The following is a 22,953-nucleotide window of genomic DNA, read 5'->3' on the forward strand; positions in this document are numbered from 1 at the left end:
CCCTCAGCCAATCACAGTTACGGGTACATGTGCGCTCATCACCAGAGTAGATGTTGAACTCCCAAACAGGCGGTTAACCAGTCCTTGGCTGGAGGCGCGACCAACAATGATTTGTTCTGCATTTTCTTGCTTGGCAATAGCGTTCAGAATATCCGCGACATGACCGTGGCGAACGAGTCCCCGCGCCTTGACGCCGGCCTCACTCAATTTTGCTAACGCCGGGTCAACGACGCGCGCCTTTGCCAGGGATATCTCTTCTTCGCGTCGCTTGTGGCGTTCCGCATTTTCTTCGGGTGTCTGAAAAGAATAGGGTGACCATTCAACAACATAGACGACCAGAAGCTCGCAATCCTTGATCAGGCCGGCCATTCGCTTGCCGTAGTCAAGAACACGTTCCCCCGACTCATGGCCGTCAAGACCAATTACCAGTTTAGTTGTCATCTTTACTGTCCCTCCTCTAAAATTGCCGCTATTTGCAGACACCTACCAAGCGTATGTTGTGGCTGCGAAATATCGGGAGGGCAAAGAACCAAAACGAGAATACACCTATAACGATACAATTGCCCCTAGGGTATAATAGAATAAAATAATATAATTGGGGAGAAAACTTATTCTACCTGTGGAAATATTTTAAAAATAGGAAATTTCGGTGTGTCAAATATTAGTCTGTTAGATGACGTATAGAAAATATGAAAATTTAGAAATTTATCTATAAAAAACCTAATTATTATAATGCTGAATAAGTATTATTTTCATGATTCTATTCTGTAAATTGGCGTGCCATATAAGCAATAAAAATACTGATCTTTGTCGGAAGGTTTTGTTGTTCTCAACCAGCCATGCAAGGCGGTGTATTCGGGCTGTTGCCTTCATCCGCACGTTCTCTACTAAAAGACAGCGAGACGTTTTCTGTGATTTGAGCTAAGCTTTGTCGCCAATCAAGAAAAACAAAAAAGGATGTAGTCATGGCCTATGAGCACATTAAATATGAAACAGAAGACGGCGTCGCGACAGTAACCCTGAACCGGCCGGATAAGCTGAATGCCTGGACCCGCACCATGGAGCGCGAAGTCCGCGACGCTATGGAAACGGCAGATGGCGACGATGCTGTTCGGGTAATTATTCTCACCGGAGAGGGGCGGGGTTTTTGCGCCGGCGCCGATATGGACCTCTTGAGCGGGATTGAGGATGGATCGGAAAAGCGGGAGGCAGGCGCCGTTTATGGCACGAAAGCCTATAATGTCTCGGTTCGCTCGGATTTTCAGACGCAATATTCCTATTTTCCGTCGATCAAGAAGCCCATCATTGGCGCCATCAATGGTCCTGCCGCCGGTCTTGGGATGGTGATTTCCCTCTACTGTGATATGCGCCTTGCCAGCCGGGACGCGATCTTCATGACGGCCTTCGCTAAACGCGGCCTGATCGCGGAGCATGGTATTTCGTGGATGCTGCCGCGCCTGATTGGCCATTCGGCAGCGCTGGATCTCCTGCTGTCCTCACGCAAGGTGACCGCAGAAGAAGCGTTGCAGCTTGGTTTGGTAAACCAGGTCCATGATGCAGAAGCTTTGATGCCGGCGGTCATGGCCTATGCGGCCGATCTTGCGCAGAATGTTTCACCGCGCTCCATGGCTGTTATGAAGCGACAGGTGTACGACGCCCAGTTTCAAAGCCTGAGTGAGGCCGTCGCGACGGGTAATGAGGAAATGATCAAGAGCTTTGCCAGCGAGGATTTCAAGGAAGGCGTTGCTCACTTCCTTGAAAAGCGCCCCGCGAAGTTTACTGGACGATAGCCTCAAGACGGCTAGTCCCTTTGTCTTTCCTGCTGTTCCGCCCTGAGTTTCGATATCGTTGAAAGAAGCTCGGCGGGCTTGGCTTGCTTCTCCGATGCCGGCATATTTTCGGATTCGGCACGGAGAAGGGCCTTAACGTCATCTTCCCAGGCTTTCAGAATATCATTCTGCTGATCCTGGGTCAGGTTATTGTCCCGGGTCACGTCATGGGGGGTGTCAAAAAATTCCGCCGGGTTTTTACGTATTTTATCCATCAGGGTTGGAGAGTTTTTCATGGTTACCTCCTTATCGAAGTTCGGAAATAAAATGTGGCTGGCTTGATGCCTTAATCCTCGTAGCGAAATCCGAGTTTAAGCACGACCTGGTAATGGACGATCTTGTCATCCTTTACATGACCCCGAATTTCCTTGGTTTCGAACCAGTCGAGATTACGAATTGTCTTCGACGCTCTTTTAATGGCCTGCTCTATGGCATCTTCTATGGATTTGCTGGAACTGCCGACAAGCTCGGTTACGGAATAGATATTATCGGACATGATATGAACTCCTTCTCTTATCCGGTGAGGGCCAATTCTGGCCCAAGATTGCCCTTGTTGATTTCTGGGCGTCGCTTGATGAATGGTAAGAACGGTTTGGGAAAAGCGGTCAATCGTCGATGCAACGGTGTATTCGTCTCTCGATAAAGAGGACGTCACTTTCCCATGGCGATGAGCTTCGGAGGCGTCTTCCAATAGTTCCTTGACCATTTCTTCGTCAAGGACTTCCTCTTCCAGCATCGCCAGAATAAGACTTTCAAATATACTTAATGCCGCTTTACCAAACACGGCGCCACTTTTGTCAGTCAACGCAATTACTTTACTCCTTTTTCAATAAGACCGCCCTGACTATCTTCGAACGCGCGAGTTCGCGCATTTACATAGGTTATCCTTGATAAAATTTCGGATGACCCGATCTGTGGTATATTGGGCTATCATTCCAGAAGTGTGTATCCAAGAAAGCGGGCGTAAATGGCGGACAATACGGGATCAAACAGCGCAGATATCTTTATCGCAAAGTTTTCTTCCTACATTGATCTGTCAGAGCAGGAGCAGGAGGTGATCGAGGCGCTTACGCAGAACAGCATGACCGTTGACGAGGGGCAGGATATTATCCTCGAGAGTGAAAAAAGTTCGAGCGCCTATTTGTTGCAGTCTGGATGGGCAATCCGCTACAAGGTCGTCCCTGATGGCGGCCGACAGATTATTTCATTTTTGCTACCAGGCGATATTTTCGGGTTTCGTGAAAGCCTTTTCGATCTTTCCGATGACTCGGTGCAGGCATTAACGCCGATCATTGTACATCGCCTGCCGGCGGAGAAAATTGCTGAAATTTGCGATAGTTTTACGAACCTATCCCTCGCGCTCACCTGGGCGCGAGCGCGAGAGCATGCAATTCTTGCGGAACAAATTGTACGCCTTGGACGCCGAAATGCGTATGAGCGGCTTGGGCATCTTTTGTTGGAGCTACTGCATCGTCTGCAATTGGTCGACAAGGCGGGCAGCAGTGAATATTATCTGCCTCTGACCCAGGAGATCCTTGCGGATACCCTTGGTCTTAGCATCGTGCATGTAAACCGCACCCTGCGGAAACTTCGCAATGACAAGATGATCGAGCTTGACCCCAAGACTCGCAGGTTGAGGATCCTGAATAAGGAGGCGCTGAGCGAGCGGACGGGATATGACCAGAGCTTCCTAGATCAACTGGGTGATCCGTCTCGCAGCCCCCAAGAAGCAATTGGGTCGGACTAGGCTGACATTCCAGATCTTCTCTAACTATCTAATAGAGAAGGGTTTTTCCAATTCTAGATAAAAAAGCTCCTCTATATTAATCCATGTTAATGCGGCCTCGCCCCGTCTTTGCAGACTAAAGGGCGAATGACCATTGTTTCGATAGTGAAAGGAGCGCCGCATGGAAAATCAGGATTTCCAGAAGGAACTCAGGAACCAGATTAATGAGTGGGATGCCGATATTGCCCGGCTAATGGCTCGGGCAGATGAAGCCCGCCCGGAGGTGCGTGCACGTTACCTCGCGGATATCGGCCGCTTAAAGAGCCAAAAGAAAAAGGTCGAAGCGCGCCTTAAAGACCTCGAAAACTCGCAGGAAGACATGTCTGGGGGACTAGATATCACGCGGGAAAAGCAGGTCGCCTCCGTCATTAACCCACTTGAACGGTTTAGGTAAAGAGCATTCCTATGTGCGGTATTTGCGGAGAAGTAACCTTTGATGGCACGCCTGTCTCTTTAGAGGCGATCGAAAAGATGATGGACACGATGGTGCCACGTGGACCGGATGCGGCGGGTGTCTATCTGCGCGATCAGGTCGCTTTCGGCCATCGACGGCTTAAAATTATTGATCTGTCCGAGCGGTCTCATCAGCCCATGGTCGATCTGGAGCTTGGTCTCTCGATCGCTTTCAACGGATGCCTCTACAACTACCCAGAGTTACGACGCGAACTGGAAGGAAAAGGATATGGCTTTCATTCTGATGGGGATACGGAAGTAATATTGAAAGCCTTTGCGGAATGGGGCCCCGATTGTGTACGCCGTTTTCAAGGGATGTTTGCTTTCGCCATTCAGGAGCGCGAAAGTGGCCGGCTCATTCTGGCGCGCGACCGCCTTGGCATCAAGCCGTTGTACCTCTCCTATGGGGCATCCGGAAAGCGATTGAGATTTGCCTCTTCCCTGTTAGCGCTGTTGTCCGCAGGTGATGTCGATACCGCGATCAACCCTATCGGCCTGCATCATTACATGACATTTCACGCAGTAGTCCCGCCACCCCACACAATCCTTAAAGGCGTGGAGAAGCTACCGCCAGCAACTGTCCGTATTATTGAGGCTGATGGGCGCGTTCGAGACAAGCAATATTGGGAACTCAATTTCGCCCGTACGGATGAAGAGGAGAGGCGCCCCGTCGAGGAATGGCGGTCCGAGATAATGGACGCCTTAAAGCGCGCCGTGAGTCGGCGTATGATTGCCGATGTTCCGGTTGGTGTGTTGTTATCTGGCGGGGTCGATTCCAGCCTGATTGTTGGCCTGCTTGCGGAAGCGGGGCAAACTGGCCTTAAAACTTTTTCGGTTGGGTTTGAAGAAGCCCATGGTGAAAAAGGGGACGAGTTCCAGTATTCAGACTTGATCGCCAGGCATTTCGGAACAGATCACTACAAGACGGTCGTCTCGTCCGACAGGCTTTTAAGCTCGCTACCCAAGGTGTTCGCGTCGATGTCAGAGCCCATGGTCAGTTATGATAACGTCGGCTTTTATCTTTTGTCGGAACAGGTCTCTCAACATGTAAAGGTTGTGCAGAGCGGACAAGGGGCTGACGAAATTTTTGCCGGCTACCATTGGTATCCGCCGCTTGAGAAGACAAACGACCCCGTGCATGATTACGCGAAGGTCTTTTTCGACCGCGACCACCAGGAATACATGTCGGCGATCTCGCCGGATCATGTATCCGACGATTATAGCCGTGCCTTCGTTGACGCACATTTCAGTTCGAACAATACCCCTTATCCGCTGGAGAAAGCACTCGGGTTGGACACGACAGTTATGCTCGTCGACGACCCTGTTAAACGGGTGGATAATATGACAATGGCCTGGGGGCTGGAGGCGCGAGTGCCTTTTCTTGACCATGAACTTGTGGAGCTGGCGGCGAAAGTGCCCGCAAGCCACAAACTGGCAAGCGGGGGCAAGGGCATATTGAAAGATATCGCCCGCGACGTGATTCCGGAAGACGTGATCGATAGGCCGAAGGGATATTTTCCGGTCCCTGCGTTGAAATATGTCGATGGGGAATATCTTGATTTTGTGTCGGATATCCTGAATTCACAGACAGCCAAAGAGCGCGGCCTCTTTCAGGACGACTACGTCGATATGCTGCTTGGTGATCCCACGGCGCATATTACACCGCTGAAAGGCTCCAAGGTCTGGCAGATAGCCACCCTTGAAATGTGGCTCCAGACAAATGGTATTTAACACGAGGTAAAATGATGACCTCAGTCAAACAGAATAGCCAAACCGATACATTGCGTGCCTCGCAGGTGTCCCTGAAAAATTGGGGCGATCCACCTGAAAGTGCGCGCGAAGGCGCAGTTGGGCGGAATGTGGCGATTGATTGCGGTTGGGGACGCCTGATTTTTGGCCAGACCTTCGATGATGCAAAATTTCTTGCGACAACCCTGTCGCAGGAAGTCGAAAGCCAGCGGGACGTCGCGATCTATGTGCATGAGCCTCATGTCGTACTTTCCTATGCCCCGCAGTCACTTTTCCTCGACCCTTCTCATACCTTCCGTCTTGATCTTACTCGTCGGCCAGAGCGGGCCATGACATCGAAACATTTCACGATTCGTGCGGCCGAGAAAGGGGACGAGAAGGGTATTAACCGCCTCTATCTCGGACGGGACATGGTGCCTGTCAGTGAAGGTTATATCGATCAGCAGAAATTGCATTCTGCGGTAGAGGTTCTGGTTGCCTTGGAAAACGAGGGCGCTGGTGAGATCATTGGTGTTGTCATGTCGGTAGATCATCAGCAGGCTCTACAGGATCCTGACAACGGGTCCAGCCTCTGGGCCCTGGCTGTCGACCCGCAGGCACCTTTTCCCGGAATTGGAGAAGCATTGGTTGAAGCGCTTGCCGATAGGCGCGCGAAAGCGGGGCGTAGCTTCATGGACCTATCCGTGGTTCATGACAATCACGAGGCGATCGCGCTGTATCAAAAACTCGGTTTTGAACAGATACCGGTCTACACGATCAAGCATAAGAACCCGATCAATGAGAAGCTTTTTATCGGCCCGGAAGAGGATGCAAGTCTGAATGTTTATGCCAAAATCATTGTAGATGAGGCGCGCCGCCGGGGTATCCAGGTAGAGATAGAGGACACCGAGGCAGGGCTATTTCGACTAAGTCATGGAGGGCGATCGATTGCCTGCCGTGAGTCGTTGAGTGACCTAACTTCCGCCGTGGCACTCAGCCGATGTGATGACAAGCGGCTCACTCATCGACTGCTCGAAAAAGCCGGGTTGCGACAGCCCGAGCAGATCATCGTTACAAAGGATCAGGATGTCACCGAGTTTTGTACACGTCATAAGCGGGTCGTCGTGAAACCGGCCAGCGGCGAGCAGGGGCGGGGAGTATCAGTTGATCTCAATTCAGTTGAAGAGGTAACAGCGGCGATCAAACGCGCAAGAGAACTATGTGATAGCGTGATTCTTGAAGAATACGTAACCGGCCAGGACCTGCGAATAATTGTGATTAACGAGGAAGTCGTGGCGGCGGCAATCCGTCGTCCTCCGATCATCAAGGGCGACGGTGAAACCTCTATCAAGGCATTGGTTGAGAAACTCTCTCGCCGCCGGGAGGCGGCAACCAACGGGGAAAGCAGTATTCCTATGGATGATGAAACGTTCCGGTGTGTAAGAGCTGCCGGACACAAAATGTCGGATGTCTTGCCAAAGGATGAGAGTATTACGGTACGTCGAACTGCCAATCTTCACACGGGTGGGACGATCCATGATGTCACCGATATATTGCATCGCGAAATGCGCACTGCGGCCATTACCGTGGCTCAGACACTCGGCATTCCCGTGGTTGGTTTGGATTTTATTGTCGAAGATCCCGCCAAGCCGGGATACGCCGTAATCGAAGCGAACGAGCGCCCCGGCCTTGCCAATCACCAGCCACAGCCGACCGTAGAAAAATTTATCGACTTATTGTTTCCCCAGACGAAGGCGGATTCCTATCGTAGCACCACAAAAACCAGTGAGACATATGACCAAAATTAGTGCAAGCAACAGAAACTACCTTATCAAGACATTGCAGGACCTTCTGGCAATCCCGAGCCCAACGGGCATGACGGATGACATCGTTGGGTATGTCTGCGGCGAACTGACCGAACTGGGAATTCCCTTTGAATTGACCCGTCGTGGCGCAATCCGTGCTGACTTGAAGGGAGCCAGGTCGTCTCCCGACCGGGCCATTGTCTCTCATCTTGATACGCTCGGGGCCATGGTGAAGGGATATTATGACAATGGCCGCCTGCAGGTTGTTCCCATCGGGAGTTGGTCTGCCCGGTTTGCAGAAGGCGCGAGGGTGAGTGTATATGCGGATGACCGGCAATTTCGCGGGTCGATCCTGCCGTTAAAGGCTTCTGGGCATACCTATAATGACGAGATTGATACTCAGCCGATAGCCTGGACGAATCTGGAGCTTAGGTTGGATGAGAAAATCTCGAGTGAGGCGGAGGCGCGCGCCGCCGGACTCAATGTCGGTGATATTATCGCCATAGATCCTTCGCCCGAATTCACCGAGAAGGGGTTTATCTGCTCCCGTCATCTAGATGACAAGGCGGGCGTTGCAGCAGTGTTGGCGGCGGCTAGTACGATCGTTGAGAACCGCATTCAGCTTCCCATCGACTGTCACCTGCTTTTCACCATTTCGGAAGAGGTAGGTGTCGGAGCCTCTCACGTATTGCATGGAGATGTTGCCGAACTTGTGTCGATAGATAACGGAACCATCGCTCCGCAGCAATACACTTCGGAGTATGGGGTCACGGTGGCCATGCAGGACTCGAGCGGACCGTTCGACCGGCAGTTGACACAAAGCCTCATTCAGCTCTGTGAACAAAATGAGATCACTTATAGCCGCGATGTCTTTAGGTTTTATCGCAGCGATGCCGCGGCCGCTGTCGAGGCGGGAAATGATATTCGCACTGCGCTTCTATGCTTCGCGCTGGATTCCTCGCATGGCTATGAACGTACCCATATCGACTCTTTGACGGCGCTTGCGAACCTACTGGTACAATATGTAACAAGTAAACCGCTGTTTCAGCGTGACGAGGAGGCCCTGGGATCTGTTGGCGATCTGCCAATTACAAGTAAAGCGGAACCAGTGTCAGATTGAACACAAGAATGGCATATGAGTTTATCTGCTAGGTGGCAACTAAACTGCAAATCATGCAGCTACTGGCCTCTCGGGCGGCTTGTATAGGGCAAACATGATCTGTGCCATTCCGGCGAAAAGCCCCAATCCGACGCCAATTTGCAGGGCAAGATCATAGGATCCCAGCAGATCAAACAACCAGCCGCCACCGAAGGCACCGAAAAAGCTCCCAATTTGGTGGCTGAAAAAGGCGAGCCCCTGGATCATGGCTTGCCACCGCAGGCCGAACATTTCAACGACAGATCCGGCGACCAGCGGCGATACACCGAGCCAGAGAAAACCCATAACGGCGGCAAAGAAGATCGTTGTCGTCGGGGTCGGGGGGAGAATGAAGTAAACGGCAAGGGTAAATGATCGTGAAATATAGATAATTCCCAGCAAGACCTGTTTTGACCAGCGGCCGCCGGCCCAGCCAAAGAACAGGCTACCCAGGACATTGAAGCCCCCAATGATACCGAGAGCGGATGCCCCAAGCATCGGGTCCATTCCGCAAATAACGAGATAAGAGGGCAGATGCGTCGTCAGGAAAACGAGCTGCATCCCGCAGACGAAATAAGCAATGGCCATGACCAGAAACGGTGCGTGCCGGAAGGCAACTGCGATAGCGGCTCCCGCGGGAAGGCGGTCGGAATTGTTTGCGGAAAGCTCCAGTGGCGCTTCCTTGTCGACGCGCCCGGCAATCCAGGCCGCAGGAATGATAACCAGGGCGACGACAGTAAAGCCGATCAAGCCAATGCGCCAATCATAGAGTGATTCAAGAAGCTGCCCGAGCGGCGCAGTAAACATTGCCCCGACCGAACCTGCGGCAGACATTATGCCAAGAGCCGTGCTGCGGATAGATGTCGGAACCAACCGTGAGGTGAGGGACATTGTCATGGCAAAGGACGCACAGGCCATGGCAATGCCAACGCAAATACCGGCACCAAAAATGACCATTGCAATCCCGTTTGCGTTTGCGAGAGACGTCATTCCAATAGCGTAAAACACTGCCCCGCCAACCATAACCGGCCGATATCCCCATTTATCAGCAAACATGCCGGCAAATGGTTGGCATAGGCCCCAGACCAGGTTCTGCATGGCAATTGCGAAGGTAAAATCGGTAATCGTGACCGCAATATCCTGGGTAAGCGATGGCATAAAAAGGCCAAGGCTTTGCCGAAGACCGAAGCTCAGGCTCAACATCACAGCGCCGGCGATCAGGATAGGAAGAACTGGGCGTAAGGCCCGTATGCTGGACATTGTTAAAGTACCGTTCTTATTGTTTTGCACACATATAATATGAAGGTGTGACTTTTAGCAAACGAGTTTATTGAAATTCGCCGGGTTAAGAAAATCAGTTTTAAGAACCGGGTGGTTGAGTTATGAGAGCAATTGCCTGTCTACAGTTTATAGATATTCAAACAAGTATCCAGGTAGGCCCGTGGTCTCAAAGACTGTTGAGCCAATCTTTGAGTTTCATGCCAACAGCAGCGCCCGTCCGGCTCGCGTACAGATTTGCTTTCGATACTACCCCTGTTTCAAGAGCGGACCGGGCGTCGCCGATCCGCGCCGTTTCGTGTGAGACAGTTACGGCGGCAACAGCGCGATCATCGAGGGCAGGTAACCGCGAAATACCTACTTCATCGGATATCACTCCGGCATCGTTAAAGACAGCTACTTTGGCGACGGCCTTTAAGGCACGCTCAGGGTTTCCCCCAATCAACCCGCCATGTGATCCTGTGATAATGATCTTGTTCTTGTCTTCCGCCTTCACAAGTGACGCCGAATCCACCAATAGTATGTCCAGTCCGTTCCGCTCAAGCCGCAACTCATATCGAGCTTCCTGAACCTCAGGCAAACGATCCCCTGGCTGCTGCGCATTCGCAAGGGCCAATACTGCCTTATCCGCAGGCATGCCGGTTTCGACCCCACAACGTGCGGCAACCGAATTGGCGATGGTAATAATTCCCCGCGCAAGGGCATCTTCCGCTGATCCTATCAGGCAACTGCGGCTATCGATGGCGGCGGCAGCCATGCCAACCTTCGCCAGACTGAGAACCCCGGCAACTCCCGCTTGATCGAGACCAATTCCAGCATCATTGAACAACACAGCGCGTATTCCCGCTGAGGAGGCGATTGCGGCGGGATAGATGCCGCCGTGTGAGCCGGAAACGACAACCTTGCCCCGGTGTCCCTCATCCGCATCCGTGATTGAATCTAGTAAAATCGGTAAATTTGTCATTTTTTGACTTTACCCATCTTGACTCTTTGCTTCAATAAGTTTCAAATTACGCAACAAAAAATTCCGATAAACGGAATTATTGGGAGACGTAATGACAAGCTTGTCACCACCAAAAGGTTCGATAGCTCGCGCAGCACGTGTGCTGGATGTGTTGTCACTTGCCCCAGATGGTGCGGATCTTACGGAAATTGTGGCTCAGTCCAAATTCACCAAAACAACCACGTTTCGCGTGTTGGCGTCGTTGCGTGAGATCGACTACGTCTTTCAGGATCCTGCCACGCGGATTTATCGGCTTGGGTCCAAGCTTGCCGAGCTATCCCGAAATGCTGAACGAATTAATGTAAGCGCACTTGCAGAGCGAGGCATGGCGCGGCTGGCGGAAATGTCTGAGGATACGGTTTTTCTCTCGGTGCCTGAAGGAGCTGTGTCTATTTGTGTCAACAGAAAGGTCGGCGCCTTTCCCATCCGAACTCTTACTCTGGATAAAGGCGATCGCAGACCTTTGGGCGTGGGCGCCGGTTCACTCGCCCTTTACTGCTCCCTCTCTGATGAACAGAGGGCGGCAGTTTGCCGGGTCAACAAGAGCTGGCTGACTGACTATGGCGTAACTGAAGAGGGGCTCGCCGCAGAATACAATTTCTTTAAGGCAAATGGTTACGCCCGCAATAAGGGAGGGGTCGTTCGCGGAATGAGTGCGATTGCCGTGCCTGTCGTAACGGCTAGCGGCCGGTTGGTCGCGGCCCTTGCTATCGGCGCCATTAATGAGCGGATGGAGCAGTCGCGTATCGATAATCTTATTCTGCCGGGATTAAAAAGAGAGGCTAGGCGACTTGCTGGCCGGTTTAACGCATTGGAAAAGGAACAGAATAAATGACTTCTGCCGGTCATAATTTCGAGCGCGGACGATCGTTGCTCGAGATGATGGAACGTATTCGCGCTTTTGAGGAGCAGGCCTGTCTGGCGGCTGAGCGTGATAAGCTGGTCCTTGGTGCTATTCACCCGTCCATCGGTCAGGAAGCGGTGGCTGCCGGTATCATGCATAATCTTTCCAAGGAAGACATTCTGCTGTCAACTCATCGTGGTCATGGCCACACCTTGGCCAAGGGCGCGAGTTCCCTTGCGATGATGCGGGAACTGCTGGGCCGGGAAGGTGGTTGTTGCGGTGGCAAGGGCGGTTCAATGCACATCGCGGATTTTGATGTCGGGATGCTAGGCGCCAACGGGGTTGTCGGTGCCAATATCACGATAGCGGCCGGCGCGGCGCATGCCATCAAGCTGTTGGGTGACAATAGAATAGTAGTGGATATTTTTGGGGACGGTGCGATTAACCGGGGTCCATTCCTGGAAGGTATAAACTGGGCTGTCGTCTTCAAGCTTCCCATACTTTTCGTTTGCGAGGATAACCAGTATTCCGCAACAACCAGGACGGCGTCCATGACCGCGGGCGAGGGAGCGGCAGCACGTGCTGCGTCGTTAGGGATGCGCGCGACAACAGTTGACGGGAACGATGTTGAGGCGATCGCGGATACGGTTGCGGATATTGCAGCGCGCTTGCGTGCCGGAGGTCCACCCGAATTCCTTCATGCAAAAACCTACCGCCGTACCGGCCACACGTCATTTGACCCCGCAACCTATCGTCCGGCAAACGAGTCGACTGAAGAAGAGAAAAAGAACGATCCGATAAAACGCCAGCGCGCTGTTCTCGTGGCGGCGGGCATGTCTGAAGCCAACTTACAGTCCTTACATGAGAATGCTCAGAAAGAAATGATAGACGTACTTAAAAAAGCTGCGGAAACGCCCTTCCCGGCGAGTGAAACTGCTTTCCAGGATGTGCAGGACATAGGCAGTCCCGCGGTGGAGGCGTATTGATGCCAAAACTGACCTATAGAGACGCGAGCCTTGCTGCCATCCAACATTCCATGCGCGAGGACCAGACGGTCTGGTGTGTGGGGGAAGATTTAGGACGTGGCGGTGTTTTTGGCCAGTATAAAGGATTACGTGAAGAATTCGGCGAATCCCGGATTTCCGATGCACCAATTTCGGAAGCGGCCATTATGGGCGCGGCCTTTGGCGCAGCCATGATCGGGACGCGGCCCATTGTCGAAATGCGGTTTTCAGATTTTGCCCTCTGCGCGACGGATGAGTTGGTCAACCAGATTGCCAAAGCCCGTTTCATGTTTGGGGGCCAGTCACGGGCTCCAATGGTGATCAGAAAGCCGATGGGGCTCTGGCGATCCTCTGCGGCGCAGCATTCTCAGTCTCTTGAGAGCTGGTATGTGCATATCCCTGGGCTTGTGGTTGTCTGCCCAGGAACGCCACAGGATAATTATTCGATGTTGAAGGCGGCGATCGCCTGTGATGATCCTGTGGTCTATCTCGAGCATAAGGGCATCTGGGATCTGGAAGGCGACGTTGATTTCTCGAAAGAATATGAGTTCGGGAAGGCCGAAATACGGCGTGAAGGTTCAGATGTCACCATCGTCAGCTGGTCCAATACCGCGAACCTGGCGGTTGAAGCAGCAGAGGCGCTCTCTGAACAGGGCATAGATGCTGAAGTGATCGACCTTCGTAGCCTATGGCCATGGGATAAAGAGGCCGTACTGAAGAGTGTCGCCAAAACAGGGCGTCTGGTCGTCACCCATGAGTCGGTTGCTGTTGGTGGTTTCGGGGCCGAAGTTGTCGCGACTGTCGCCGAACAGGCTGGTCATGCTCTTAAAGGTCCGGTTCGCCGGCTTGGAGCGCCCCGATCGCTGGTGTCCTATGCACCAAATCTTGAAGACATGCTGCGCGTTACCTCCGAAATGATAGTAACGGCGGCGCAAGAAACTCTCAAAAAGGCAAGTTAATGATTAAAAATGAAATGACAGGCGGTGAAGCGCTGGTTCGGATGCTGCTCGCACATGAAGCGGGCCCGATGTTTGGTATGGGCGGATTTCAGCTTCTGCCGTTCTATGATGCAGCACGGCGTTTGGGCCTTAACCACAATCTGATCAATGACGAACGTTGCGCGGTGTTCGCGGCGGACGCCTATGCCAAGGTGTCAAACCGCGTTGGCTTGGTTGATGCGACATTGGGGCCGGGGGCGACGAATCTCGTAACCGGGCTGGTGGAGGCTTTGAATGCGGGGTCCCCAATGGTTGCCATTATCGGTGATGCCCACCGTGATCATGCAGGCAAGAACATGACGCAGGAAACGGATCAGGTGTCCATTCTCCGTCCGGCGTGCAAGGAGCTTCTTAAAGTCGAGACCATTCACCGGATTCCGGAAATCATGCGTCGTGCCTTCGCCGTCGCCACGTCAGGCCGGCCGGGGCCGGTTGTCGTAAATGTGCCCGAAGACATTGCACATGGAACGCATAACTTTGAACCGGAAGATTTCGAGGTAGATGGTGCCCATGCAAGGATGCCAGCCCTTCGTTGCCGTCCCGATGCAGAGATGGCGGCTAAAGCGGCCGCTCTTATTGCGACGGCGAAGCGGCCAATGATCCTCTGCGGTGGCGGTATTCATATTTCGGGCGCACAAGAGGAAGTCACTCGTCTGGCAGAGGCCTGCAGTATTCCGGTTGCGCATACACTGACCGGAAAGGGGGCGATTGCCTGCTCCAGCCCGCTTAGTGCGGGACTGTTCGGGCGCTATGACCGTATAGCCAATGACCTCATTGCGAAGAGCGACTGCTTGCTCGTTGTTGGGTGTAAACTCGGCGAGATTGCCACCAAACGCTATACAATCCCGGAAGCCAATGGCCCTGTCATCCATCTCGATATCGTAGCAGAGGAAATGGGGCGGACATATCAGCCGGCATTGAAGCTCTGGGGGGATGCCAAGTCCGGGTTGAGTGATCTTTATGATTTGCTGAAAGACAACGCGGATGAGCAGCGGCAAATGCGCGAAAGCTATGTCGCAGAAATTCCCCAGAAAATGGCGGCCTGGCGGGAAGATGTTTCAGAGCGTCTTAATTCAGATGAATCTCCCGTGCACATGGCGCGCCTAATAACGGAAATCAACAAGTTGTTGCCGGAAGACGGCTATCTCGTTGCGGACGGAGGTTTCGCCGCGCATTGGGGAGGCTTGCTTTTCGATACAAAGAAAGCAGGCCGCGCATTTGTGCCGGATCGTGGCTTCGCCTCAATCGGATATGGGTTGCCCGGCGCAATGGGTGTTCAGTTGGCGCAGCCGGAAGCAATCGTGGTCGGGATTACCGGCGACGGCGGTTTCAATATGGTTCTGGGAGAGCTCGAAACGGCCCGCAGAATGAATCTTGGCGTCACCATTATTGTTGTAAACAATGCCGCATCCGGATATGTCAAAGCTCTGCAGCATTTGATGTATGGGGATGGAAACTACCAGTCTTCGGAACTGTCGGAGACCAACTACGCCAGTGTGGCGAATGCCATGGGGTGCCATGGAATTCGTGTTGAAAGTCCAGATCAGCTGGAAACTGCTCTGCTCAGCGCATTTTCTGAGAAAAATCGCCCAAGCGTAGTAGATGTCGTCGTGACGAGAGACCCCGCAAGAATGCTTCCTGCGGTGGATAACAGGACCGTACAGGTCAAAAAGGGAGACCGCGTCGCATAATGCGCGGTTTTAATAATATAGGGAAGGAAAAGACAATGAAATTGTATGCTTTGCTTGCTTCCGCGTTGATTGGTGTTGCCAGTATTTCACCGTCATTTGCGGCCGATTATAAGTCCGAGTACAAGGTCTCAACCGTTGTGCCTGCGCCGTTTCCTTGGGGACTTGCTGCCGACAAATGGATCGAGCTGGTACGGGAACGTTCCGATGGCCGGATCAATATGAAAGCCTATCCTGGCACGCAGCTTGTTGCAGGGGAACAAACGAAGGAATTCACCGCGGTACGCAAGGGTGCAATTGACATGTCTGTCAGCTCCACCATTAACTGGTCACCGCAAATTCCGGAAATGAATATCTTCGCACTGCCTTTCCTGATTCCGGATTACAAGGCGATGGATGCATTGACAGGGGGTCCTGTCGGGGAAGAAATCTTTGAAATTGTCCGGTCAAAAGGTGTTGAGCCTCTTGCTTGGGCTGAAAACGGATTTCGGGAACTGACAAACTCCAAAAGGGAAGTGCGGTCGCCCGCGGATCTGGAAGGGATGAAAATCCGTGTTGTTGGCTCTCCGCTGTTTAACGACACCTTCACTGCCTTTGGTGCCAACCCTGCGCAGATGAGCTGGGCGGATGCCAAACCTGCACTGACCACGGGCGCTGTCGATGGCCAGGAAAACCCATTGACGATTTTTACCATCGCGAAAATGCATCTGGTTGGCCAGAAATATGTCACCACCTGGGGATATGTTGCAGACCCCCTCATCTTTGCAGTTAGCCATCGGGTCTGGAACGACTTCACCCCGGAAGATCAGGAAATTATTCGTCAGGCAGCAATTGATGCCGGCGCTTACGGTATTGAAGTTGCCCGTAAGGGTCTGACTGAAGGCGACGACTCCCTGTACAAGGAAATTGAGGGTCTCGGCGTTACAGTGACGCATCTGACGGATGAAGAACGGCAGAAGTTTGTCGACGCAAGCCGTGGCGTCTATGAGAAGTGGACGGAAATTGTCGGTCCTGATCTGGTGAAAAAGGCGGAAGAAAGTGTCGCCAACCGCTGATCAGCCTTGTTAAAAATGTTAGCCGGAGGGACAAATTCCGCAAATGCGGGCGATGGACCTCCGGCAACTGTCAGGTAAATATTAGGCCATGGAACACGAAAAAGCTGCCGATACAGAAGACAGCCCGCAAGAAAAATATCCATTTCGAATAGAGGAGGCGATTGGTGCCCTGGCTATGGGGCTGATTTGTCTCATCAGTATTCTGAATGTTGTCGTCCGGTATGCAACTAATGTGTCCTTCGCCTTCACGGAGGAATACTCAGTCTTTCTTCTTGTCATTGTCACCTTCGTTGGCGCGGGGCTGGCCTATACCAATAAGGGTCATATCTGCATCACATTTGTGGTGAACAAGCTGGGTCGCCCCGGTCAGTTTTTTCTGAACTCTATTGCCTTTTTCTCTTCTGTCATCATGTTCGCCCTGCTTGTCTATTACGGTTCGGACCTGGCGATCGACGAGTATTTATTCGAGGAGACATCTCCCGCCCTCGGTTATCCCACCTGGATTTACACGATGTGGCTGCCGCTACTCTCCCTGGCGGTGCTTGTCAGGATTTTCCAGGTGCAATGGAATGAACTGAGGAAAAAGAAATGAGCGTGCATCTCATCCTTCTCGGGTCATTTTTTCTGATCCTCATTTCAGGGGCCCCGATTTCCGTAGCTCTCGGTCTATCTGGCGTCATCGCGATATTTTTCGGTCTCGATATGGATGCTGTCGCGAATATGAGCACCATTACCTATGCCAGTATCGCCAAATATCCGCTTATCGCTATACCGCTATTTATTCTGACAGGCATGATATTCGAGCGATCCGGGGTGGCAGAGCGATTGGTTGAGCTGTCGCGCGCGATTGTCGGTCCACGGCGTGGCGGCCTTGCGCTGGTTGCCATACTGGTTTGCCTTATTATGGGCGGAATGTCCGGTTCAGGTCCCGCAGATGCGGCCGCTGTAGCAACCGTTATGATCCCAAGCATGTTGAAGGAAGGATATCCGCGCGCTTTCTCCGCCAGTATTATTGCAGCGTCTGCCTCAACTGCGATTTTGATCCCGCCCTCCATCGCCTTGATTGTTTATTCAATTATGGTTCCTGGCGTCGATCTACGCGCTCTCTTCGCGGCGGGCTTGTTCCCCGGGCTGCTTGCAGGCCTCGCTGTAGCCATCCCGGCACTTCTGATCAGTCGCCGGCGGGGATTCGGGTCGGAAGCAGATTCGGGACGCCCACCGCTTGGGAAAAGCTTTATCCGGGCACTACCAGGATTGTTCGCTCCGGTCATTATCCTTGGTGGTTTGCGCAGCGGCCTGTTTACACCGACCGAAGCGGCGGCAGTTGCCGTCTTTTATGGATTGATTGTCGGCCTGCTTTTGCATCGTTCCATGAATATGCGGGACATTTATAATGTCCTCGCTGAATCCGCCCAGATTTCTGCGGTGGTGATGATCATTATTTCACTGGCGGGAATATTTGCCTTTGCCGGCTCTATCCTGGGAACCTTTGACGCGGCAGCAGGGCACATCCTGTCTATCTCGGATTCGCCAATGGTCGTCCTGATTTTGGTTATGGCTATTGTCTTGCTTGCGGGAATGGTACTGGACGGGGTCTCGATCTATCTGATTGCCCTTCCGTTGCTCATGCCCATCATGGCGACTCTTGGCTGGAATCAGGTGTGGTTTGGAGTTCTTATGGCCATGAACGTCGCAATTGGTCAGTTTACCCCGCCGGTTGCCGTTAATTTGATGGTCACTGCGAAAATCGCGAATGTGCCGATTGAAGCGACGATGCGTTGGGTCCTTTGGCCAATCATTGCGATGATAATCTCTGTCGGTCTGGTGATTGCCTTTCCGTCGATTGCTCTCTGGCTGCCCACCGTTCTCGGATACAAAGTGTAGTTTATATCCAAACAAACCAGTTGAATTCCAGAAAGCATCCTTGGATGACATTAACCTTGGATCATGACATCATTCAGCGCAGAAATTTAGGACAGCAGAATGAATTGCTGGATTGCGAACGGATCTTGGGTCGACTAACACGGTGAACTTTCCTGAAAAGAAGTTATCATGGGTAATCTTGAATAACGAAGGATAGCGTCATGCGGTGGCGGGGTGGACGGCGTAGCGACAATATTGAAGACCGGCGAGGGCAAGGAAGCCCACGGGGAATCGGCCGCGGACGGGGAATCCCCGTGCGCCTGCCTAGAGGTCGTGGCGGCAAGCTTGGTCTTGTTGGTGTGCTGGTTGTCGTCGGCATTTCGCTTTTCTTGGGAATTGATCCAACTGTCTTGTTGCAGGGCGGCATGCAGACGCGGCCCCAACAGGAAGTAAGGCGCCCCGTGGCGGATGATGACTTGACCCAGTTCGTCTCCGTCGTGCTAGCTGATACCGAAGATACTTGGCATGCCCTGTTCGAGAGCGCAAATCAACGCTATCAGGAGCCGACACTGGTCCTTTTTTCTGGTGCCGTGCAATCTGCGTGCGGATATGCACAATCCGCGATGGGCCCCTTTTATTGCCCAGGTGATCAGAAGGTCTATCTGGATCTGTCTTTCTTCAAGGAACTGCATAACCGGTTTGGCGCGCCAGGGGATTTTGCCCAGGCTTATGTGATCGCGCATGAAGTCGGGCATCATGTACAGACATTGCTCGGCATTTCCCAGAAAGTTCATGAGCAAAGAAGTCGTTTGAGCGAGGTAGAGGGAAACAAGCTTTCTGTTCGCCTTGAGTTGCAGGCAGACTGCTTCTCAGGTGTTTGGGCTTACAACGCTGATCGCTCCCGGAACATTCTTGAGGCCGGAGATATCGAGGAAGCGCTCAACGCGGCAACGGCTATCGGTGATGATCGACTGCAGAAACAGTCAACTGGTACCGTGGTCCCGGACTCCTTTACGCATGGTTCGTCCGAGCAACGGGTTAGGTGGTTTATGACGGGGTTTGAAAACGGCGACGTCCGTAGCTGTGATACCTTTGGCACGAACGATCTCTAGGAAGCCGGCTAATTAATTCTCATTGTGGGTCAAAGAAAAACCCCGTTGCGCAGCTGGTTAATCTGCGCAACGGGGCAATTTCTGTTCTTATTTGCCTGCCCAGTAACTTACTGGAACAGGTAGTTCGGCAGCCAAAGTGCAATTGCCGGAAACAGGACGATCAGGAACAGCCCTGTTAGTTCGACCAACGTATATGGACCAACGGACCAGTAGATGTCTTTCATCGTGACATCTGGCGGTGCGACGGAACGCAGGTAGAAAAGGTTAAACCCAAAGGGCGGCGTCATATAACTGATTTCCATCATGACGACGAACAGGATGCCGAACCAGACCGGGTCAAAACCGTGGCTTGCGACCAACGGCAGGAACACGGGCAAAGTAATCAACATGATGCCGACTGGGTCAAGAACCATACCCAGAATAAAGAGGACGAACATCATGAAGCCAAGCGCGCCCCATTTACCGCCCGGGATCTGCTGGGTAATGTGCGTGATGAATTCCTCAGCGCCCATTGCGGTATAAGCCATTGAATAGGCATGCGCCGCGAAAACAATCCAGGTGATAATTGTCGTTAGCCTGAATGTGCGAAGAGAGGACTGGGAAACTACCGTCCAGGTCAATTTTCGGTTTACGGCGCTAGCTACCAAGGCTCCGAAAACGCCGACTGCCGCGGCCTCAGTGACCGTTGCGAAGCCCCCGAATATGGCGCCTAGCACGATTACAATGATGAAAATTGGCAGGAAGACGGATCGCAATGCCCCGATCTTCTCGCTCCAGCTTGCCCGTTCTTCCTTGGGAAGAGCAGGCCCAAGATGCGGCTGAAACCAGCATCGTACGCCAATGTAAATCGACACCAGGGCGAACAGGAGCAAGCCGGGGAAAACGCCCGCGGCGAACAACTTGCCGACCGAAACCTCTGTAATGAGGGCATAGAGCACCATGAGGATCGAGGGCGGGATCAATATTCCCCAGCCACCGCCGGCGTTAATGGCACCCAATGCGAGTTGCTTGTCGTAGCCTCGGCTCAGCATTTGGGGCAAAGCGATTGTCCCCATCGTCACAACCGCAGCGCCCGAAATTCCCGACATGGCGGCAAAAATCGTACAGATGCCAACAGTTCCGATGGCCAGTCCGCCACGCACGCCGCCCCACCACAAATGCATCATTCGGTATAGGTCGTGCGCCACGCCACTCCGCTCAAGCAGCATTGCCATGAAAACATATAGCGGGATTGCAATTAGGGATGATGTTTCCATCAAGTCCCACATCTTGGACGCAATCAGGTAAAAAGCGATCGGACCCTGTTCAAAATAGAGGAATATAACCGACAGGCCGCCTAGGACGAAGGCCAAAGGCACACCAAGCATAATGAACAAAAACAGAAGGCCAAAGAAAAGGAGGGTCAATACCTCAATATTCAGGAGCTCATACATTACACCGACTCCTTCTCGTCGACATCGTCATCGATTACAGGCCCGTAGGCACTTTCATCGACCTCAATACCCATCAGTATCATAATGTCTGCAATCAATTTCACGATCCCTTGCAACAGAAGGAGTATCGCAGCAACGAAAATCATGGATTTGGATGGCCAGATTGGAGGACGCCAGGTCGTTTCATAGCTAACCTCAAGTCGCGAAATACTGTCATACGCCATAGAATAGCTCTCATTCAAAAGAACGCCGAGAAACAGAAAGAACAGGAAGGAGGTTGCAATATCGGTCAGCGCCTTTTTCCGCGCCGTAAAATGGCCGTAAAACAAGTCGACGTTGACATGGTCTCGTCTGGCCAGCAAATAGCCGCCACCGATGATCGCATAAACACCAAATATCATTTTTGAGGCTAGTGCAGACCACGATATCGGGCTCTGCGTCACATAACGCATGACGACGTCGCTTATAAGGAGCACAAACAAGATGAGAACGGCATAACTGGCGAGCCGCCCGATCCAGACGTTTGTCGTCGTAACTGCGCGGGCGAATGAGGTCAAAGCAACCATTAAATTCTCCAGTTCAATCTGACTAAGGGCGTATTTTTAGACACCGACAACTGCGCGACCGATCATATCAAGGTCGTGTCCAATGTTCACTCTAGCCGGAGACCTTTACAGTTACCTGAAAAGGCTCCGGATAGTGAACTAGACAGCTAGTCGCCGAGTTATTGGCAGAATTAGGCGTGCTTAAACGTAGCCCATTCCTTTTAGGAAACTGACAAGCATTTCAGTTGCTTTTGTCGCATTTCCACCCTTGGCGCTTTCTTCTATGAGAATGGCCGCTGAGGCCTCGGAGAATTTCGCCTGCACGTCCGCCGGGAACTCGGCAACAGTGATATTTTGCTCTGCCAAGCCCTTGGAAAGTGCCAGTTTTTCCTTGTACTGATACTCGGTTGTCCGCTTCCAGAAACGCATATCGAGCAAAGCGAAGAATTCTTTGCGCAGATCTGGTGACAGGTTATCAACAGCTTGCTGGTTCATGATCAATGTATCTACGGCCAGTCCCAAAGTTGGCTTCATATGGAACTTGGCAACTTCCCACAAGCTCATCGACATGGCGCCCTGTGCGGCACCCCAATGAGCACCATCAACAACACCGCTCGCCAGGCTTGAGTAAAGCTCGGGACCAGCAACGTTCTGAGTCGAGGCACCTGCAGCTTCGAGGAACTTCTGGTAACTTCCGGAAGAGCGTAGTTTCAGCGTGGAGAAATCAGCAACTGAATTGATTGGTTTTGAGACAACCAGCTCTGTCGGGTAGACTTTCTCCGCCCGGCTGACCACGCCATGAACAGCCAAATCCTCGTTAAACATGTCTTCAAAGCCCATGTTCTTGAGGTAATGAGCAAATTCCCAAGGTTCACGGAATGTGCCGGGAACACCCAAAGCCAATCCTGCTGTTGGCGCTTCACCCAGAATATAGCCGGGAGAAATGGTACCCATTTCAACGACGCCTTTGCGCACGATATTGAAAATCTCACCACCCTTGGCGAATTCACCCGCACCAAAGAGCTGAAGTTCAAACTGCCCGTCAGTATTTGCCTTCAATTCTTCAGCAATAAGGGCGAGGCTGTCTCCGTAGGAAGATGATGCCTTTGGCCAGTGCGACTGCACCTTCCATGTCACCTTCTCGGCAGCGGCTGCCTTGCCAATAAAGGCCGGAGCGGCCAATGCAGCAGCACCACCCGCCAATGCGCCACGTCGACTAATTAGATTCGTCTCTTTTGTCATGATATTCTCCCGTTGTGCGTTACTACTGCCTGTTAAACAGCTATATTTTTGATTTCTTGCCGCAACTATTTTTCCTCGGGAATGCGCATTCCTGTGCTGGCCTTTTGACTGAAGTTTGCCTTGTTTCATTTTTATCGATTAGGCCGACA

The 22,953-nt window shown here is 52.3% G+C and carries 22 protein-coding genes; 14 read left to right on the forward strand and 8 right to left on the reverse strand.

Features of this window, described 5'->3' with window-relative positions; translation table 11 throughout:
* Nucleotides 1-3: 3 nt before the first annotated feature.
* Nucleotides 4-441 (reverse strand): universal stress protein, encoded by a 438-nt coding sequence (locus J0X12_RS09645; protein ID WP_207044893.1) that lies wholly within the window; start codon nt 439-441, stop codon nt 4-6.
* A 524-nt stretch (nt 442-965) separates the two neighbouring features.
* Between J0X12_RS09645 and J0X12_RS09650 the strand changes: the two genes are divergently transcribed.
* On the forward strand, nt 966-1,790 hold the full coding sequence (locus tag J0X12_RS09650; RefSeq protein ID WP_207044897.1) for an enoyl-CoA hydratase: 825 nt from the start codon (nt 966-968) through the stop codon (nt 1,788-1,790).
* A gap of 11 nt (nt 1,791-1,801) precedes the next feature.
* Here J0X12_RS09650 and J0X12_RS09655 read toward each other — a convergent pair whose 3' ends face one another.
* Nucleotides 1,802-2,065 carry a hypothetical protein gene (locus J0X12_RS09655; protein WP_207044900.1) on the reverse strand — a complete coding sequence of 88 codons (264 nt, stop codon included), beginning with the start codon at nt 2,063-2,065 and terminating at the stop codon, nt 1,802-1,804.
* 50 nt (nt 2,066-2,115) lie between these two features.
* Nucleotides 2,116-2,634, reverse strand: coding sequence for a dodecin (locus J0X12_RS17400; RefSeq protein ID WP_237688097.1), 519 nt, complete (start codon nt 2,632-2,634; stop codon nt 2,116-2,118).
* A gap of 162 nt (nt 2,635-2,796) precedes the next feature.
* Between J0X12_RS17400 and J0X12_RS09665 the strand changes: the two genes are divergently transcribed.
* The 5 genes from J0X12_RS09665 (at nt 2,797) to J0X12_RS09685 (ending at nt 8,721) form a co-directional block, all read left to right on the forward strand.
* Entirely contained in the window at nt 2,797-3,576 is a 780-nt protein-coding gene (locus J0X12_RS09665) for a Crp/Fnr family transcriptional regulator (RefSeq protein ID WP_207044903.1), read from the forward strand.
* Between the two features lie 160 nt (nt 3,577-3,736).
* A complete protein-coding gene (locus J0X12_RS09670) occupies nt 3,737-4,009 on the forward strand; it encodes a sll1863 family stress response protein (RefSeq protein ID WP_207044906.1) in 273 nt (90 codons plus the stop codon).
* 11 nt (nt 4,010-4,020) lie between these two features.
* Entirely contained in the window at nt 4,021-5,799 is a 1,779-nt protein-coding gene (locus tag J0X12_RS09675) for an N-acetylglutaminylglutamine amidotransferase (RefSeq protein WP_207044909.1), read from the forward strand.
* 11 nt (nt 5,800-5,810) lie between these two features.
* Nucleotides 5,811-7,604: an N-acetylglutaminylglutamine synthetase gene (gene ngg, locus J0X12_RS09680; RefSeq protein WP_207044911.1), complete on the forward strand. Its 1,794-nt coding sequence runs from the start codon at nt 5,811-5,813 to the stop codon at nt 7,602-7,604.
* A complete protein-coding gene (locus J0X12_RS09685; RefSeq protein ID WP_207044913.1) occupies nt 7,591-8,721 on the forward strand; it encodes an osmoprotectant NAGGN system M42 family peptidase in 1,131 nt (376 codons plus the stop codon). The genes ngg and J0X12_RS09685 overlap by 14 nt, the downstream gene beginning before the upstream one ends.
* 51 nt (nt 8,722-8,772) lie before the next feature.
* On the opposite strand, the gene J0X12_RS09690 is transcribed toward J0X12_RS09685, so the two are convergent.
* Together J0X12_RS09690 and J0X12_RS09695 are read right to left on the reverse strand one after the other, a co-directional pair.
* Nucleotides 8,773-9,999: an MFS transporter gene (locus tag J0X12_RS09690; protein ID WP_207044916.1), complete on the reverse strand. Its 1,227-nt coding sequence runs from the start codon at nt 9,997-9,999 to the stop codon at nt 8,773-8,775.
* A gap of 187 nt (nt 10,000-10,186) precedes the next feature.
* A complete protein-coding gene (locus tag J0X12_RS09695) occupies nt 10,187-10,981 on the reverse strand; it encodes a hypothetical protein (RefSeq protein WP_207044919.1) in 795 nt (264 codons plus the stop codon).
* Nucleotides 10,982-11,072: 91 nt separating this feature from the next.
* Between J0X12_RS09695 and J0X12_RS09700 the strand changes: the two genes are divergently transcribed.
* The 8 genes from J0X12_RS09700 to ypfJ all read left to right on the forward strand — a co-directional run bounded on the left by J0X12_RS09700 (nt 11,073) and on the right by ypfJ (nt 19,584).
* Nucleotides 11,073-11,855 carry an IclR family transcriptional regulator gene (locus tag J0X12_RS09700; protein ID WP_207044921.1) on the forward strand — a complete coding sequence of 261 codons (783 nt, stop codon included), beginning with the start codon at nt 11,073-11,075 and terminating at the stop codon, nt 11,853-11,855.
* Nucleotides 11,852-12,850: a thiamine pyrophosphate-dependent dehydrogenase E1 component subunit alpha gene (locus J0X12_RS09705; RefSeq protein ID WP_207044923.1), complete on the forward strand. Its 999-nt coding sequence runs from the start codon at nt 11,852-11,854 to the stop codon at nt 12,848-12,850. Before J0X12_RS09700 ends, J0X12_RS09705 begins: the two co-directional genes overlap by 4 nt.
* Complete coding sequence (locus J0X12_RS09710) at nt 12,850-13,827, forward strand: alpha-ketoacid dehydrogenase subunit beta (protein ID WP_207044925.1); 978 nt, start codon at nt 12,850-12,852, stop codon at nt 13,825-13,827. The genes J0X12_RS09705 and J0X12_RS09710 overlap by 1 nt, the downstream gene beginning before the upstream one ends.
* Nucleotides 13,827-15,557 carry a thiamine pyrophosphate-binding protein gene (locus J0X12_RS09715; RefSeq protein WP_207044927.1) on the forward strand — a complete coding sequence of 577 codons (1,731 nt, stop codon included), beginning with the start codon at nt 13,827-13,829 and terminating at the stop codon, nt 15,555-15,557. Before J0X12_RS09710 ends, J0X12_RS09715 begins: the two co-directional genes overlap by 1 nt.
* Before the next feature lie 35 nt (nt 15,558-15,592).
* The gene (locus J0X12_RS09720) at nt 15,593-16,609 is read left to right on the forward strand and encodes a DctP family TRAP transporter solute-binding subunit (protein WP_207044929.1); all 1,017 of its coding nucleotides are present in this window, start codon (nt 15,593-15,595) and stop codon (nt 16,607-16,609) included.
* Between the two features lie 88 nt (nt 16,610-16,697).
* Entirely contained in the window at nt 16,698-17,201 is a 504-nt protein-coding gene (locus J0X12_RS09725; RefSeq protein WP_207044932.1) for a TRAP transporter small permease, read from the forward strand.
* Entirely contained in the window at nt 17,198-18,493 is a 1,296-nt protein-coding gene (locus tag J0X12_RS09730; protein ID WP_207044935.1) for a TRAP transporter large permease, read from the forward strand. The genes J0X12_RS09725 and J0X12_RS09730 overlap by 4 nt, the downstream gene beginning before the upstream one ends.
* A gap of 200 nt (nt 18,494-18,693) precedes the next feature.
* Nucleotides 18,694-19,584, forward strand: coding sequence for a KPN_02809 family neutral zinc metallopeptidase (gene ypfJ, locus J0X12_RS09735; protein ID WP_207044937.1), 891 nt, complete (start codon nt 18,694-18,696; stop codon nt 19,582-19,584).
* Between the two features lie 107 nt (nt 19,585-19,691).
* Here the strand turns inward: ypfJ and J0X12_RS09740 are convergent, their stop codons facing one another.
* From J0X12_RS09740 to dctP, 3 genes are all read right to left on the reverse strand, one after another.
* On the reverse strand, nt 19,692-21,005 hold the full coding sequence (locus J0X12_RS09740) for a TRAP transporter large permease (RefSeq protein ID WP_353890911.1): 1,314 nt from the start codon (nt 21,003-21,005) through the stop codon (nt 19,692-19,694).
* Between the two features lie 11 nt (nt 21,006-21,016).
* Nucleotides 21,017-21,583, reverse strand: a complete 567-nt coding sequence (locus J0X12_RS09745) for a TRAP transporter small permease subunit (protein WP_207044941.1) — start codon at nt 21,581-21,583, stop codon at nt 21,017-21,019.
* A 180-nt stretch (nt 21,584-21,763) separates the two neighbouring features.
* Complete coding sequence (dctP, locus tag J0X12_RS09750; RefSeq protein WP_207044943.1) at nt 21,764-22,804, reverse strand: TRAP transporter substrate-binding protein DctP; 1,041 nt, start codon at nt 22,802-22,804, stop codon at nt 21,764-21,766.
* Nucleotides 22,805-22,953 lie beyond the last annotated feature (149 nt).

Source organism: Sneathiella sedimenti (assembly GCF_017313765.1).
Taxonomy (GTDB): domain Bacteria; phylum Pseudomonadota; class Alphaproteobacteria; order Sneathiellales; family Sneathiellaceae; genus Sneathiella; species Sneathiella sedimenti.